Below are 16,802 nucleotides of genomic sequence, written 5' to 3'. Positions count from 1 at the left end.
ACACACTTAGCTCGACTCTCAGCTCCCTCTCTGAAAAGTCAAAATCGTGTAAGTTATTACCAGCTATAAACATTGTGTTTTATGTAGTTTATATAAACATATAAAAAAGAGGAAAGTCTCCTCTTATTCTTACTGAGTTAATGACGATTCACTAAAAGACTATATATTGCTCAAATAAGATCCCGAAAAGTGGCTCATACCGCCACCTAGGTTAACGCTTTCAAAAAACAGAAGTATATATTTCCGATAACTACCTTCGAAGCCCTAGAAACGGAAGTTTACTCCCGAAATTTAGCAGTAAAGGCTTACAAACCGGAAGTTTACTTCTGTCTTTTACTTTAAGGTTATAAGCTGGTGTCTAGTGAAAGCTGGTAAGTCCAAACCTTCACTTAGCGGGATGAAAAGAGTCTTCTGATTCTCGCTTTCTCGTAACACCATTAGCTTTTAGTGCATTCAATAATTAGCTTTTAGTGCAGAGCTAATGACATTTACAGCATGGTACTCCTTACGCTTGCTTCGTCAAAACCCTTAAGTACCTAACGTTATGTTAGAGCCTACTACCTTCAAAAGTAAAACAGATAGACAAATTAGAAGACGCTGAGCGCCTTATTTATCTTCTATAATATCTTCAAGGGCAATGCGTTTTAGCTGTATGCCATCGCGGTACCCTTTTGCTAACAAACCGTCTAATACAGCGCCAGTGTAGAAGGTGAAGCCATTTTCTTGATCAATGGGGAGCTCGTATGTAGAGCCTGATATTTGAGGCCAAATCCAATAATCCTCACATGATGATAAGTGAGGTAGAACCATTGAACCTGAACTTACTCTCCATTCATCATTATTTCTCCACGAACAAAACAACACATAGCAAGGTTTATCATCGACTGTTTGAAATGTTAAAACAACCCAACCTTCAGGCTTGCACCTTGAAAACATCAACTAATTCCTATTTAAGTTGTTAATAAAATTAATTTTTATAGAAACATACGTTTCTCTAAATAAAAAAGTACTTCTTTCTTAAAATTCAAAAAAGAGACTGTTGTTTGAATTAGCTACTCCGTTCAATATTTTCGGGGCTTCTACAGGCTTACTCTAAGGGCTTATATAGTTATGACAGAAAAACTAGAAAACATATTTCCTTATGGCAATTATAGCCCACTATGTAAAAGTATTCTTTTGTATGGGTGGCGAAATTATGACGATTACAAAAACAAACGCTAACGTCCACGGAGGTCAGTTTGCTATAAGGTTTTACTCCAAAATTCATATTTTTAACGAGTACACATGAAAAAAGGCACAAATAAGTATATGGTTAATCATCGTCGATAAACTTAATACTATTCTGAATCCGATAGCAATTTATTACTCGGAGCGTTCATTTCCCTCAACAACATTCCTTATGGAATTTTAACCTTTACAGAACTCATCAAGTGCCTAGAAGGTATAGCTAAAAATCCAATATAGGAGGCGTTTGGGTTAACTGCCGCTGAATACGTTCCGCGCTTTGATCTAGTCATTTTTTACCCAAATTTGTATCCTTATTAGCATAACATTTCTTTCTTAATGGATACCCAAAATCACTCTACCACCACTGAGTAAACAAATAGAATAACAACATTCACTTTCGTCTATATACGCAAGACAGTCCATGTGAGTCACCTTACTCAGTGTGGAATATGACAATTTATATAAACTTGCTCTAATTACTAAAAGCGCATATTTCTATACATTTATTCTATAGGCCAAGTTTTAGCCTGTAATCTAATGGCATTTTATCTATAGCCAAATCGAGCACTTCTTTAGTTGTTCGTGCTTTAAGTTGATTTAATTCGTTTTCGATATCTTGGTGACTCCTCACAATAGCTTGTTTCTTTTGAGACCGAATCCCCGTATTTTTTTGTCTATTTCTTTGCTTAATTTGCTCTTTTTCATACAACTCTAACAAGGAGAAATTTATTTCATCAAAAAACTCAAGAATTGAAGGGCTAAACTTTGAAGTTCTGAAGATACTTTGAGAACTAATCTCCATTTTTTCTGCAACTTCAGACTTTAATATTTTATACAAAGATCTTTGTGTTTTATTATTAGCAACTTTTCCAAAATTTCTGATTTTTTCTTCTTTTTCTTCTTTAATTATCAAAATAATTTGCCAAGACTTATATGTAGTATGATCCTCATCATCAATTACCCACGACGGTCTTTCGGGTGCATGAGACTGAATATATTTATCATCGAGAGTTTCTAGGAATTTTTCTCCAATTAGCTCATCCAAGTCAATATGATCATTTGCCATATATTGTACTCTCTTGCTGAAGCTTTAATTCAATTGTCCTGATTGCAGTTTCGATAGCCCCTAAAATTTTCGCCACTGCTTCCGAGTTTGATGATTGTAGTTGCTTTATTCGCTTATAGCCTGAGCGTAAAGTAGGTAAATGTGATTCCAGCATGAAACCTAACGTATTTTCGTTGAGAGCTTCTTTCACCATCGGTTGAATTGTTGTCCAAATACCTCTTAAGTTTCCAGATGTGATAACAGCATTAGTGCAATTCAAACAAAACTCTGGTTTGGCATCTTGTGGATTAATACTGCCAAATTTGGCGCATTTAGCCCTTATTTCACCGCTATCTCTAGGAATACATATAGCAAAAATGCTTGGCTGAATACTAATGATACGCTCGTTGATACTCGACCTTAATGTATTAAACTCATCTACACTTACTGGCTTAGTAAGAGCAACAGCTTTTTTGACATAATGAGCAAAACCACCAATATACTCTTGCCCTACTTTATCTGAATCAATGAGTAACGAATCTACAATAGAATTAAGATAACGTTGACTTGCACCTTTCATTAAGCCTCGAACGTCTTTATTTCGAAGATACGCCATAAAGAACGAGCTATCTAAATGACAAAATTGATGCTGAATCACTGCGCCTATATCACCATGATATCGAGTTAATACGGCTTCAGCCCAAATATGTCTCAATGCATGTGAAGATGGATAACGAACTCCCACTAGCAATTCATTAACAATATCATTCATAGCTTTGTTGTCTAAAACCACAGTTCCGGAGCGAAGCAATTTTTTTGTTTTTTCAGAAAAGTTAGTTTCTATTAACTTTTGATGTAACTCGTTGTGGGTGAAACCAACGGATATAAAAGATTTTATTGACGCTTTAAAATCTTTTTGGGCTCGAGCACTAGAAAATGAAGTGCAAGACAATCTTGTCCAATCCCGTTTTACCTCTTTTGCTGTAGATAGTAGATGCTTATACCGAGCGCTTCGGGGATCATACATGTGACGTAATCGATCAAAATCTTTCAACTCATCACTGTTCATAGACCCCACATTTTTAGAGTTCAATAGTTCTAACTTAAGAGCATCATTAAAAGGCTGATAACTATGCACAAAATCTTGCCAGTTTGCCTTTACCCTTCTTTCAATAAACATCTCAGATTGATTCGTCACTTTCTTCCCTGCACCGCATTCATACAAACATGGGGTGCCGCCTGAAGCACTGAATAAATTACTTAGCTGTGCTGCGATTTGATAGCACTGCGAAGTAATTTCTCTCTTAATTTTAGTTTTCCCATGCGTTTTTGGAACAAGCCAACTTAACTTAAAACGAAATGGTATATGTGAACTATCAAGAATATCTATGTTTGGTTCTATTTGAATTGCATTTAACGGAAAACCAAACTCACTTTTTCGATAACCTAGCCAAGCAGCAACAAGGGTAGTCATAGCATGAACAATATTATTCAATGTAGCCTTAAAAGATCTATAATCAGGCCTTAAACCTTTTTTTAGAATCTTATCACCGAAACATTCAAGGGTTCGCAAAAACTCCGCTTTTTTCAGTTTTTTTGGTAAAATTATGCCTTGCATTTGTTCATAGACGCATTCAATAGTCACTTCAGCTAATTTATGACTTTCAATAAAAGTCTTATCGAGTGAAGCTAAATAACTATCCCATATCTCTGTTGGTGATTTGTGCACACCCAAATCATAAAACTTTGCGAGCATTAAAATACGAATTATTTCAACTCCATCGAACCGCATACCAAGACCGAGCTTGATTACTAGCTCTTTGATACACTTTTCATTGAGCGACATGGCACTCTCAAACAGCTTTTGATACTCGCTGAATGCAATTTCTTGCACCTCATTAAATAAGTCTTTGTGATTAATACCTTTTGTGTGTTTCTTATGGGGGTCTAATTTGTGATGAGTTAACGAAGCTACCACCACATCGTTTATCCTGACGTGTAACTTTGAATCCAAAACTCTATTGTAGGTCTCAGCTACTTTTTTAATGGTTTTCTTACATATGACCATATATAAGTAATCTTTTTGGTAAACCAATCTTAAATAATCAATAAAGTACTGCCCAAGCTCTAAACCTAAAAAGTTAAAACTCCCCCCTAATCTATATTCACTCAGTGTTATACCTAACTGTGATTGGCATACATTATCTAGTATGATTTCAACCTTTTTTTGCGTAATATTATTATCTATGACACCAATAACACCTAGCGCTTTAAGTTTGTTTCTTGTAATGGCAAGAGGTATAAACTTGATAGCTGCACTAAAGCTCGGAGGAGATAAACGATTATAAAATCCATTTTCGTTAACTGACTCACTTAAATATGAAATCCAAAAATCTTCTAATTTATTTGAACTTAGATATAGAGCTTTATGGAAGTTTAGGAAAGCAAAAATATGTATTACTATTTGTAAAATAGAAGTAATACCGTATACATTATTTTTGGGGATAGTAGCGATAAAAAATAATTTGGCATATTCTTTAGCTGACAGTGGGTATACATCTCCCCCTATTTTTAAAGTTGCAGATCCACTTGAATTAATGTGAGGCATGTCAAACAATGAAAAATTAATTTCTGTAACATTATTTATATTGTGGTGTTTAAAATAGAATACATCATCGAAAATCGTTCCTTTTTCCTTTATAAAACAAGGGTGTGAAAGCAGCTTTTGATTTTGATCTTCCCAAAACATTTCATATGCAGTTGTAGAAAAATTTAATTTCATATTAAACCTCATTAAATAGAATGAAAAACACTAACTACAACGCGGTTTTTAATTGCATTCTCGAATATGGCCTGTCCAGCCTCTTGACTTTCTTTACTCAACTGACTCAGAGTATGTTCTGCCCACTCTACAGTAGGCAAAACTGTCTTATAAAGGTATTCAGAGTTTCGGGATAATAACTTTTTATAATGCTTCTTAAATTCGTGTAAATAATTGAACATTTTCCATGCAACAACAGCACTATCTATGACATATAAAAAGGATAATTTTGGTGTATCCTCAACACTATCGAGAGCTGATACTCCCACTTCATCAATTACACCTTTATTTTGTCCGGTTATAATTCTAAGTCTAGATAACATCTCACCCGCTTTATAAGACACACTTTGTGTTACTGACATGAATTCACTATTAAACCGCTCAACAGCTTCTTTCTTACCCTTGGTATTTAAATCTTCAAAATCTAGATCATACACATTATTAATTAAGTCCAACATGACTTCTCTAGTTATACGTCCTGCTGAATTAATCCAGTTTTCATTCTCACTATTCAAATAATGCCGCTTTTCAGTTTGATTAGAGTGTGAGTTTTTATTAATGAGGTAATTAAGCGTGTAAGGGTCACTAAAAGCATGTACAGCGCTATTTTTTATAGCCTGGAAACCAAAGAGTGTAACTGGGCAAGTTAAATTTGTTGTTGCCACAGGTTTTGATGCATCTTCAACTAAAAGACCATTATATGGGCCCCCCTCAATACCAGCGTAACCACCAGTATTTTTAATCAATGAAATTAATGCTCTAGGCATAGACAATGGTATATTATCTAGCTTACGATGGTGTTCAATCAAATAGCTTGACAATACTCTTGTCGTTAATAGGCAATAAAGAGTACCAACTAGTGAGTTAACCCCATTACTAATTCCAAGGGCCCTTTTTTCAACAAGATACTCACTTTCTTTTCTTAAAGACAAATATGATACTAGTGCTTCACCTTCAAGAGTACTAACAGAAAGAGAGCGGGTTGTATGAAATACCTTTGCCCGGCCTTTAAAGTATTCACATTCAACATTTCTAACTTTGCCTCCAACCTTCAACAGGCGAAAAGATCCTACCGTAAGCTTTGGTATGTCAAAAGGTTGAACACATTGAGATGCCATCAACCATGAAAACATTAATTCTTCTATTACGGTTGCAGGGGGGGAGAATTTATCAAGAGTAATTTGTTGCAACACTTCAAAGCTAAATAAGTTACCTGGCATAACCTGAGAACAAGTACCTGCGCAAAATACAGAACTGACCTCTCCCTTAAATTGCGATTGACTAGTAAAGAGGTCATCACATTGCGTTTTAGAAGCTAAAGCTGATAGTAAAAATTGGAAAGATTTGAAGTTATTCGAATTTGATAATAATACTACTTCTAAAGCCCCTTTTAGCACGCAGCTAGGGGTTTTCATTCTATGGTAAGCAGAAAGCAGTCGATATATTGTACTCCCAACAAACTTTCTTTTTTTTGTATGAGAGAGGTTTTTAGGAATTAAAAATAAGGAAAAATCAACTCCCTCTGACTTGAAAAAGCTATGTAACTCCTGCTTATATTTAGCCAGTACATTAATAACCGTAGATGCAGTTAAGCTTAATGATTTAACAGTTAGGTTCGGTGAAGCTAATACATTATACAACTCATGTCCTATTCCCACATCATCACGTCTTAACCAACTGATTGAACCAAAGTAACTTGCTAAAGATATTTGTGTTTTATTCAAGTTAGGACTAGCTTTTGTTTTCCTAAGCTCGTATAAGTAGCTGAGCTCTGATGAAGTTAGCGCTTCATGTAGCTCAATTGATTTATCTAATGCATGACAAAATAATGTCTTCAGTGAGATAAGCCCACTTACCCCACCATGATTACTCATTTTATCAAATTGATATTCTTCATACTCTTTCAGGATCTCAAAACGGTTTGTTACCACTGCGATGTTTAACCATTCCACAAAACGAGGAGCAATACTTAAAAAGAATTGCTTGGCTGAAAGTGCCGCTGATTTATCAAAATAAGCGTAGTTATATGCTGCAACAATAAATTTATATAAAACCTCTTTATCTGGGTTGTTGGTGTCGGTCATTCTAATTTTTAGTTTGATCAATTTTGAGGTTTTACGGACTATAATTTCTCGTGCCTCAAGTGGGTATTTAAATTCATCTACAAACTCTTTATGATTAAACTCCGATTGAAGAAGTTGCTCATAATAATCAGAGCTTTTTGGTTTCCGAACTTTTTTCTCTGAATCTTCCATCTTATTGTTCTCCATTAACAACCAGTTTTAGTAAACGCTCTTTATAACCGCAAGAATGTATATATAATTTGGTTGTTTGATTCGAACTATAGCCATCTACCTTATGGCCCATACGCCTAGCTGTCTCAATGTAAGTTGCAGACTCAGTGGTGATTGACTCAAAATTTTTGCCACTATTCCTGCACTGCTCGTAAAATACATCCGTCCCAAACGAGTGTCGCAAGTGATGGTAAACAGCCCCTCTTTCGAGGATCTGGCAACCTGTATATAATTCGGGATTTTCATCTATACTGTTGATAACTTTAAGTAAAACTTTATGAAATGTCCTAGAACCATATTCAGAGGATAAAACGCATCCCTTTGAGTAATTATTGGCGTTAGAGACAAATAGATTATTGGAGTTGGTAATTGGTCTTTCAGTAGAATAGTAGCGTTGCATTTTCTCTAGTAAAAACCTTGGTATATAAAGAGTCCTTGAACGTCCATATTTGGTATATAGAGAAGAGAGATGGTATTCAAATTCATGTTTATCGGCTTTTTTTTCTAATTCAGAGAATAAGCTCAATAGACCACTGTGTTTTTTCTGGTTTGCAGTAAAATCTTTTAGTAAAAAGCCTTGATTTTCTTTAGTCCGACAACCTAAGTCACCGCCAGTTCGCAGTATAATTTCTTCGAGTAGTGTCCCTGCTCTGCGGTATAATAGCTCTCTAGTTGCAGGTAGAAGGTATTTAACAAGCAAGCATTGTTTGTTATTGGCTCTTGATAGTGTTCGGTGAGATGAAAACACAAAAATATTTTTATATTTATTATCAAAGAAATAACTTAACCAATTGAAGTAACTTTTCAAGGAGTAAACAGCTTTAGAAACAGCAGCTTCACTCTTACCTTGAGTTTTAATAAGGTAGTTATTTATATATCCATTAATAACATCACTAGGCAAAGCAGTATGGTTAGTTAAGGACATTTGAGAGCCTGATAGAGATTGCATACAAACCCAATCTAAGAAAAGGCCAAGCTGATTACAACGAACATACTGCCCGTCGAAAGAAGTTTCTACTTCCTCAAAAAAATGGATGATTTGATTAGTAATTCTATCTTTTTTTACTTTGAGCTCAATATATACCCCTCGCTGAGTTATATATCGAGCGTAAAGACAAGGTAAAATTAAAGGTGTATTGTTATCATCTAAGTAGATCCAATGCTTATTATATTTCTTATCATGAAACCTCTGCATTTAAAAACAACCCTAAGTTACTCTCTATAACTTAAGAGTAGCAGAGATAATTTAACTTACATTTAAAACCGTAAGAATACACCCCTGAGTTTAAAAGCAATCCATGTCTATGTGAATAAACTTCTTCATCACCACAACAACAACTGGTTATTTATACAGTCATTATTATAGAATCAAATGTGATAAGCAAGCCTAGGGCCTGTTTATCTTTCGAGGTTAAATTTGCAGCAGTATGTTTGGTATTTAGGCAAGGCAGAGCCTATGTAGTGTGGTTATTCCCCATAAATAGGCGATAACGTAGCACAAATGCCAAACATACGCTGCCCGAAGGGTTCTGCCTAGGGGCAATTTACTCTTTGTTGCTCGGTTTTTACTTAGCCCACTAGGTCACAAACCTCGCGCCGCGATTAAATAGCCCCTAGATTGAACAAATTTTAATCCTGAAAGGTCAACAGGCCCTAGTTAGCGATTAAAAAAAGCGCTTATTACCTTCTTGCTCTTTATAACCGCGCAACCAAAACATAACCTCGAAAAAAAACCCTGCTAACATCAAAATAATAGCGCCTGATTCGTTACCCATTGCGTAACAGGTAAAAGAGGCTATAAAAACCAAACAAGCTAAGGACCAATTAATTATGTTCTGCATATTTCTACCTCTGTGTGTTTTTGTGTTTGTCTGTGTAATTTAACTGTAGACCTAAAATTAAATAGGTACAATCATCTTATAAAAAAACATGCCATTAATTACCTTGAGCTCGTAACCCCATGTTGATAATCTAAGCACTTTAAAATTAAGGGCCAATAAATAATGCAAACGTTTAAAGATCAGCACCCTATCCATACCGACATCACCGTAGCGTGGGCTGATATGGATGCACTACAACACGTAAATAATGTAGTGTATTTACGTTACTTTGAAATAGCCCGAATCGACTTCTTAAATAAAATAAATCTGTTCGATACAATAAGCCCTAATGGCGTGGGCCCGGTAATAAGCGAAAATAACATTCGTTATAAACGCCCAGTTACATTCCCAGATACGCTTACAGTCGGTGTTACTATTTCTGATATAAAAACAGACCGGTTTGTTATGAATTACACCGTATTTAGTCACGCACAAAACGCTATAACAACCACAGGCACTTCAAAAGTGGTTATGTTTGATTTTGAAACAGGCCAAAAAGCCCTCATTGCAGAGCCTCTTTTATCGGCGTTAGTTAGCTACTCTCAAGACGAGCAATAAGGAATTCTCATGCAATACAGCCCACTTGGCAGCAGTGGTATTAACGTTTCAAGAGTATGTTTAGGCAGTATGACTTGGGGTAAACAAAATACTCAAAGCGATGCTGATGAACAAATAGCCTATGCGCTAGAGCAAGGCGTAAACTTTATTGATACAGCCGAAATGTATGCAGTACCGCCCTCTCCAGAGACCTATGGTAAAACTGAGGAAATTATTGGCGATTGGCTATCGCGTAATCAGCAAAAGCGCAGCGATGTGGTACTTGCTACAAAAATTGCAGGCAATGGATTATCGTGGGTACGTGATGGTGGCAATATTACGCGCCAAACGGTAATAGAAGCCGTAGACGATTCACTTAAGCGCCTTAAAACCGACTACATTGATTTATATCAGCTGCATTGGCCAAACCGCTCTACCCCGCACTTTGGCAGACAATGGCCCGGCACTCTTAAATTTACCGACGTAAATACACAAGAGCAGCAAGCTAGTATGCTTGATATTCTAGAGGGCCTTAATGAATGTGTTAAAGCAGGTAAAATTAAGCACTGCGGTTTATCTGACGATACGCCATGGGGTATAAGCCAGTTTTTAAGTTTGGCCAAAGAGCATAACTTACCGCGTATGGTATCTATTCAAAATGAGTTTAGCCTAGCGCACGCTAAAGATTGGCCGTATTTAATAGAACAATGTGTTCATGAAGATATTGCGTATTTACCATGGTCACCTCTAGCGGCTGGTTTATTAACGGGTAAATACTTAAACGGCGCGCGCCCAGAAGGATCTCGTTGGACCTTCATGCAGCGCAACGGTATTTTTAGAGATACACCCAATGCAGAGCAAGCCACTAAGCAGTATGTTGAGCTGGCTCATGCAAACAATATTACTCCAGCACAACTAGCACTCGCATGGTGCAACCAAGTAGATGGCGTAACCTCTTCAATTATTGGTGCAACAAGCATAGCCCAATTAAAAGAAGATATTGATGCATTTAACATCACGTTAAGCGACGAAATTCTTAGTGATATTAACACTATATTTAGAAACCATCCGATGCCTTATTAAGCATGTATGAGTTAAAGCAGCCTTGAATGAGGTTGCTTTTTAACTAAAATATTTGACCCTACTACAACCAACACTATACTTTTATTAAGTTTTCTTAATTCAACGAACACTTATCAATGCTGAAAAACGGATACTATGCATTTTGCTTATTAATTGTATTTAACGCGCATGCTGTTGAACAAAAATTACAGCCTCTAGAAGAAATTATTTGGCTACAAAGTTACACGCCCCCTTTTCATATAGCTAAAAGCGAAAGTGCACCCCAAGGCGGTATTTGCGACAACCTAACCGAGCAACTCATTAGAACCATAACAGATGTAAAACATACCCGCTTAATTGTCCCTCAGCAGCGTATAAATAAATATTTAAGTGAAGGAAAAAGCGTATGCTTCCCGTGTGTTATTTATAAAAAGCATAATAACCAACTACTTAACTACTCAAATCCAACAACGGTATATCCCCCATTTTCAATTATCACGACTAAAGAGCTAAAGCCCAAATTAGAAGAAAAGCACGGCTCGCCTATTCATTTGATTAATTTATTAACCGACCCGCAATACGTATACGGCCAAGCGGCTGCACGTAAATTTACAACTAAAATTAATACAATTATTGAAAACACAAAACAAGATAAAGAATCGTCGTTAAGTTGGAGTAGCGAAAATGAAAGTCAGGCTGTTATAGCACGCTTGAGTCATGGCTTTTTAGACTACTCAATTGATTACCCGTTTATGGCCGATTACTTTAATAAACAAGGGGAATATACGAATATAGAGAGTGTACCAATTGCAGAAAATGACATTCAATTTATACGAGGAGCAATAGGTTGTGCGGCTAACGCACCTAATAATTTTGCACAGCAAGCGCTTAAAAAAATTAACCGCGCACTAAAAAACAATGTACTACAATCGCCTGAGTATCAACAAAGTCAGCATAATTGGCTTAAAACTACCTTTGCCGACTTTGATCAACACTACCAACAGCAAGTTATTAATTTTTACTTACTTGCCACTGATGCTCAAGCAAGCACTGATCATTAGCATAAAGTGCCACAGCAAAAATACTTTTAGCTGTTACCTCGCCTACGCCCGACGGTGTGCCGGTCATTACTACATCACCATCTTCTAAGCTCATAAATTCACTAATTTCTTGTAAAATTGAGTCCGGATTATGCAGCATAAAATGAGTATCGCCTTGCTGAACTACTTTATTATTAATTTTAAGTTCAAAGGTAAAGTGCTTCATTGCATCAGTTAGCGCTACAAAATCAGTTAAAATTACAGAGCCGTCGAACGCTTTAGCGCGCTCCCATGGAAGCCCTTTATTTTTTAATTTACTTTGCACAGTACGCTTAGTTAAATCAAGGCCGAGTCCAACACCTACAAATTTTTTATTTTTAACTACAAAACATAGCTCGGTTTCATAATGCAACGTATCGCCGTTGTGAGCTGCAAATAACGTGTTAGTAATTGCGCTATTTGGTTTGTTAAATAAAACCATTTGATCTGGCGTTTCGTTATTTAGCTCTGCAATGTGTGCTGTATAATTACGGCCAACACACACTACTTTTGATGGTGTTAATTCTTCAGATACTAACTTTATTGAATGCATATAAATAATGTCTCAGTTATTGGACCTGTTGACCTTTCAGGATTAAAGTTTGTTCAATCTAGGGGCTATTTAATCGCGGCGCGAGGTTTGTAACCTAGTGGGCTCGATAACTGCTCCTGCGTTATTCTACTGACTTACATCCATGTAAGAATAAGTAAAAACCGAGCAAAGCTTCCGCGTCCTGCTCACGCCCCTTACCTAAATCCATGTAGGCAACAAAGAGTAAATAGCCCCTAGGAAGAACCCTTTGGCAGCGCCTGTTTGGCATTAATGCTACGTTATCGCCTATTTATGGGGAATAGACCACACTGTATAGGCTCTGCCTTGCCTAAATACCAAACAGACTGCTGCAAATTTAACCTCGAAAGATAAACAGGCCCTAACTAATAAGCGTTTCAAGCAAGCTCAAATTAATAGGTTTAAGTAAAACTCGATCAATATTTAAATCTTTTATTTCTTTAGGATCTGGCTCTGCCCCACTTACAATTACTAAACGTAGCTCTGGATATCGCTCATTAACTTGCTGGCCTAAATCAATGCCACGCCCATCGGGTAAATGCATGTCTAACAATACCTTATTAAATTGCTGGTCGTGATTAAGTATTTGCAAACATTGTGCGCAGCTAGACGCAATGACGGTTTCAACGCCTAGACTTTCTAAAAGTAGCTGCGTAATTTGCGCTGCATCGTGATCGTCTTCAACAAGTAAAAAGCGCTGCTTTTTCTCGGTTAAGCCCTTACTACAATTTATATCTTTAGCTTGTGGTGCATGCTCTGGCGCTACCAAATAATCTTGCAAACATTGATATAAAGCCGCGCTATCAACAGGTTTTGGTATTACATCGTTAAAGCCTAGTGCAGCAAGCTCCTCATGTATGCCTTTCATAGTAGCGGCAGTGAGCGCGATTATTGGGCCTTTGTAACCCATTTTTCTAAGCTCTATGGTAGCTTCCTTGCCGCCCATTACAGGCATATGAATATCAATAAAAATAATGTCGTAAGGCGCTTTATACGCATCTGCAATACGCACTTTTTCAAGCGCTTGTTGGCCATGTTCGGCATAATCAACTCGTGCACCGCAGGTACTGATCATATGACCAACTAGCATGCGTAAATCACGTAAATCATCAACTACTAATACTCGCCCATGCACTTTACAAGGAGCCAGTTTACTTTGTAGTTGCGGAGCACTGCTAAAGTTAAGTACTTGGCGCTCTTCTTCACTAATATCACCGGGGTAAACCGAAATAGTAAACGTAGAGCCTTTACCAACTTCAGAGTGCAAACTAATATCACCGCGCATACGCGCTAACAGCTCAGCACATATTGCTAAGCCAAGACCTGCACCACCTACAGAGCGCGATTCTACATCAGCTATTTGCTCAAACGGTTTAAATATCAGTTCTTGTTTTTCAGGGGCTATACCCATTCCTGAATCTTTAATACTAAAAAATAGCATTTCAGTGTCATTAACCCATTGCGTCCACGCATTAACAACAATTTCGCCTTTATCGGTAAACTTAACCGCATTATTTATTAAATTTATTAAAATTTGGCGAACTCTTGTTGCATCAAGTCGTGCAACTAAAGGTAATGGCTGATGAGATTCAAAGCGCAGCGTAAGCCCCTTATCAAGCACCGATACGCGCATTAACGTGTATACATCGGCAAGCATGCTATCAAGGTTAACTTCACTTAAGGTTAGCTCTAACTTATCGGCTGCTATTTTAGACAAGTCGAGCACATCGTTTAATAGGCTCAATAAGTGTTTACCGTTTCGATAAATTACACCTAACTCATTTTCTGCTTGCTGACTAAAGTCGCTCTGCATTAATAGCTCGGTATAACCTAAAATAGACGATAGAGGAGTTCGTAATTCGTGGCTTAAATGCGCTAAAAATCGGTCTTTAGAACGGTTTTCTGCTTCGGCTTTTAAACGCTCTACTCGCTCACCTTCAACATCTTTACGCGCCAAAGCATAGCGAATAGCACGCGCAAAGCGGCTAGAGCTCATTTCTGTTTTTATTAAATAATCTACCGCGCCAGCATCAAGTGCCGCCGAATCTAGTTCGTCGTTTGACTGCCCGGTAAGCATAATAATAGGGCCGCTAAAACCATTCGCAATGGCCTCTTTTAATACATCTAAACCATTAGATGCACCCAAGCGGTAATCAAGCAGGCAAATGTCATGCTCATTTTTGCTAAGCGTTTCAATTGCCTGCTCTGGGGAGCTTATCCATTGAATGTTAAACGTGTGTGAATCCAATTGGTCCAGATAGTCGCAGGTGAGTATGTAATCATCTTCATCATCTTCTACAAGCAGCAACTGAGTCACTTTATCTAACATACAATCTCCTTTAATCGTTAAATGTTGTCGGTAGCTCTACAAATTCTACCCAGTATTTTCCAAGTGTTTTCATTAAATCAACTAGGCCATCAAACGTTACAGGTTTTGTAATGTAAGATGCAGCGCCTAGGTTATACCCTTTAACCATGTCTTCTTCTTGCTTAGACGTAGTTAAAATTACAACCGGAATACCCTTTAAGTTAGGGTTTGCTTTAATTGCTTCAAGCGCTTCACGGCCATCCATTCTAGGCATATTTAAATCAAGCAATATAAGCCCTGGGCGAGGCGATGTTGTCTTGTCTTCAAACTTACCTTTACGCTCTAAGTATTCAAGTAACTCAACACCATCTTCAACAAAGTGAAGTTCGTTAAGTACACGGCTTTCGGCAAGGGCATCTTGTGTTAATAAACGATCATCTTCATCATCATCTGCCATTAAAATAGTAATCGGTTTTACTTTTGTATAGGGCATTTAAGCCTCTCCTTGCAATGTGAAAAGCGCAGCTTCCACAGGTAGTTTTATGGTGAAAGTTGCACCTTCACCGTCTTTACTTTGGGCTGTAATTGTTCCGCCATGACGCTCCACAATACGCCTACATACAGAAAGGCCAATACCCGTGCCTTTATACTCTGAGCGGCCATGTAAACGCTGAAACGGTACAAATATTTTATCGGCGTAGTCTTGTGAAAAACCAATGCCATTGTCTTCTATTGTAATAACTTGAAAACTTAATTCGGTATTATGATCAGCACTAAATATATTTTCATGCTGGTAACTAATTTTAATATGTGGACTTACATCTGGGCGTCTAAATTTCACCGCATTCGACAACAAATTTAAAAACAATTGCTGCATTTGGCTTTTATCAGCCTGAATAACCGGTAAGTCTTCTACATCTACTTGTGTATTAGACTCATCTATCGCAATTTCTAAATCACTTAATATATCGGTTACCACTTCGTTTAAATTTGTATCGTCAAAGTCTTTACCACGCGTTGCTATACGCGAAAACTCTAATAGGTCGTTTATTAAGTTAGACATACGTTGAGCTGCATTTTTCATACGGCCAATGTAATCAATCCCTTTTTCACCAAGTTCATCTTTAAACATTGTTTCTAAGCGGTCACTAAAGGCTTGAATTTTTCTAAGTGGTTCTTGTAAATCATGGCTCGCCACAAAAGCAAACTCTTCAAGCTCTCGGTTACTTCGGCTCAACTCGTCAGAATACAACGTTAACTCTTGCGTACGTTCAGACACTTTCGTTGCTAGTGTTTCGTTTTGTTTTTCAAGCTCAAAACGATACTGTGCTGAATTTCTTAAATTAAGGCGCGTCATAATAAACATACCAATAATAAGTAGTGCACTTGTTATTGCCGTTATAGCAAACGTAATTTTAGCCTCATTTTTTATCTTTGCTAACTTAGAAAAATGACTCACTTTGAAAAGTAATTCGCGGTCTTGTATTTCATTTACGTGTTCACGGATTTGCCTATAAAGATCTCGTCCTTTATGTGTATTTAGCACATACAATGCACGTCTTTCTCTATCATCAAGTGCAAGGTTAACGGTTTTTTTAAGCTCGTTAATTTTACTATCTACAAGCACTAGTAACTGAGCAATACGATCTGCTTGGCCATCAATTTCAGAGTGGAGCGATTTAACATGATCCGTTTGTGCCTGTATTTGCCCAATCGCATCATAGTAAGGCGTTAAATAATCAGCCTCTTCAGTTAATAAATAACCACGTTGACCCGACTCAGCCTGCACTATAGATAAATGCAATTGCTCAATTGCCGTTGTCAGCATACTTGTGTTGTCTAAACTCTTTTGGGTTTGTGTTAAACCTTGAATAGTGTTCAATGCTAAAAATGCGTTACCTACAATAATACTCAACACAACAACTATAAAAGCTGCCCAAGTAATATTCGCTTTGCTTTGATGTTTTTGCTTGTTCAT

At 37.1% G+C, this 16,802-nt stretch carries 12 protein-coding genes; 3 read left to right on the top strand and 9 right to left on the bottom strand.

Going from position 1 to position 16,802, the window contains the following annotated elements; genetic code table 11:
• Positions 1-606 precede the first annotated feature (606 nt).
• The 5 genes from I6F50_RS05090 to I6F50_RS05070 all read right to left on the bottom strand — a co-directional run bounded on the left by I6F50_RS05090 (position 607) and on the right by I6F50_RS05070 (position 8,582).
• Positions 607-936, bottom strand: coding sequence for a hypothetical protein (locus I6F50_RS05090; protein WP_197175448.1), 330 nt, complete (start codon positions 934-936; stop codon positions 607-609).
• Between the two features lie 799 nt (positions 937-1,735).
• A complete protein-coding gene (locus tag I6F50_RS05085) occupies positions 1,736-2,293 on the bottom strand; it encodes a hypothetical protein (protein ID WP_197175446.1) in 558 nt (185 codons plus the stop codon).
• Positions 2,283-5,054, bottom strand: coding sequence for a hypothetical protein (locus tag I6F50_RS05080; protein ID WP_231612977.1), 2,772 nt, complete (start codon positions 5,052-5,054; stop codon positions 2,283-2,285). The genes I6F50_RS05085 and I6F50_RS05080 overlap by 11 nt, the downstream gene beginning before the upstream one ends.
• An 11-nt stretch (positions 5,055-5,065) precedes the next feature.
• Positions 5,066-7,348 (bottom strand): hypothetical protein, encoded by a 2,283-nt coding sequence (locus I6F50_RS05075; RefSeq protein ID WP_231612976.1) that lies wholly within the window; start codon positions 7,346-7,348, stop codon positions 5,066-5,068.
• A 1-nt stretch (position 7,349) separates the two neighbouring features.
• Positions 7,350-8,582: a site-specific integrase gene (locus I6F50_RS05070; RefSeq protein WP_197175440.1), complete on the bottom strand. Its 1,233-nt coding sequence runs from the start codon at positions 8,580-8,582 to the stop codon at positions 7,350-7,352.
• An 808-nt stretch (positions 8,583-9,390) separates the two neighbouring features.
• On the opposite strand from I6F50_RS05070, the gene I6F50_RS05065 reads away from it, so the two are divergent.
• The 3 genes from I6F50_RS05065 to I6F50_RS05055 all read left to right on the top strand — a co-directional run bounded on the left by I6F50_RS05065 (position 9,391) and on the right by I6F50_RS05055 (position 11,927).
• A complete protein-coding gene (locus tag I6F50_RS05065) occupies positions 9,391-9,825 on the top strand; it encodes a thioesterase family protein (protein ID WP_010553137.1) in 435 nt (144 codons plus the stop codon).
• A gap of 9 nt (positions 9,826-9,834) precedes the next feature.
• Positions 9,835-10,887, top strand: coding sequence for an aldo/keto reductase (locus I6F50_RS05060; RefSeq protein WP_165739615.1), 1,053 nt, complete (start codon positions 9,835-9,837; stop codon positions 10,885-10,887).
• Between the two features lie 116 nt (positions 10,888-11,003).
• On the top strand, positions 11,004-11,927 hold the full coding sequence (locus tag I6F50_RS05055) for an ABC transporter substrate-binding protein (protein ID WP_165727620.1): 924 nt from the start codon (positions 11,004-11,006) through the stop codon (positions 11,925-11,927).
• Here I6F50_RS05055 and I6F50_RS05050 read toward each other — a convergent pair.
• The 4 genes from I6F50_RS05050 to I6F50_RS05035 all read right to left on the bottom strand — a co-directional run bounded on the left by I6F50_RS05050 (position 11,878) and on the right by I6F50_RS05035 (position 16,802).
• Positions 11,878-12,498 carry a fumarylacetoacetate hydrolase family protein gene (locus I6F50_RS05050; protein ID WP_165739611.1) on the bottom strand — a complete coding sequence of 207 codons (621 nt, stop codon included), beginning with the start codon at positions 12,496-12,498 and terminating at the stop codon, positions 11,878-11,880. The two genes, I6F50_RS05055 and I6F50_RS05050, sit on opposite strands and share 50 nt — an antisense overlap.
• A 379-nt stretch (positions 12,499-12,877) precedes the next feature.
• Positions 12,878-14,845: a response regulator gene (locus I6F50_RS05045; protein WP_197175438.1), complete on the bottom strand. Its 1,968-nt coding sequence runs from the start codon at positions 14,843-14,845 to the stop codon at positions 12,878-12,880.
• Between the two features lie 10 nt (positions 14,846-14,855).
• The gene (locus I6F50_RS05040; RefSeq protein ID WP_165727623.1) at positions 14,856-15,317 is read right to left on the bottom strand and encodes a response regulator; all 462 of its coding nucleotides are present in this window, start codon (positions 15,315-15,317) and stop codon (positions 14,856-14,858) included.
• Positions 15,318-16,802: an ATP-binding protein gene (locus I6F50_RS05035; RefSeq protein WP_197175436.1), complete on the bottom strand. Its 1,485-nt coding sequence runs from the start codon at positions 16,800-16,802 to the stop codon at positions 15,318-15,320.

Source organism: Pseudoalteromonas sp. NZS127_1, from assembly GCF_015864295.1.
GTDB classification, from domain to species: domain Bacteria; phylum Pseudomonadota; class Gammaproteobacteria; order Enterobacterales; family Alteromonadaceae; genus Pseudoalteromonas; species Pseudoalteromonas arctica.
Note: the sequence above shows the minus strand (reverse complement) of the source record. Positions and strands in the feature narration are given on the sequence as shown.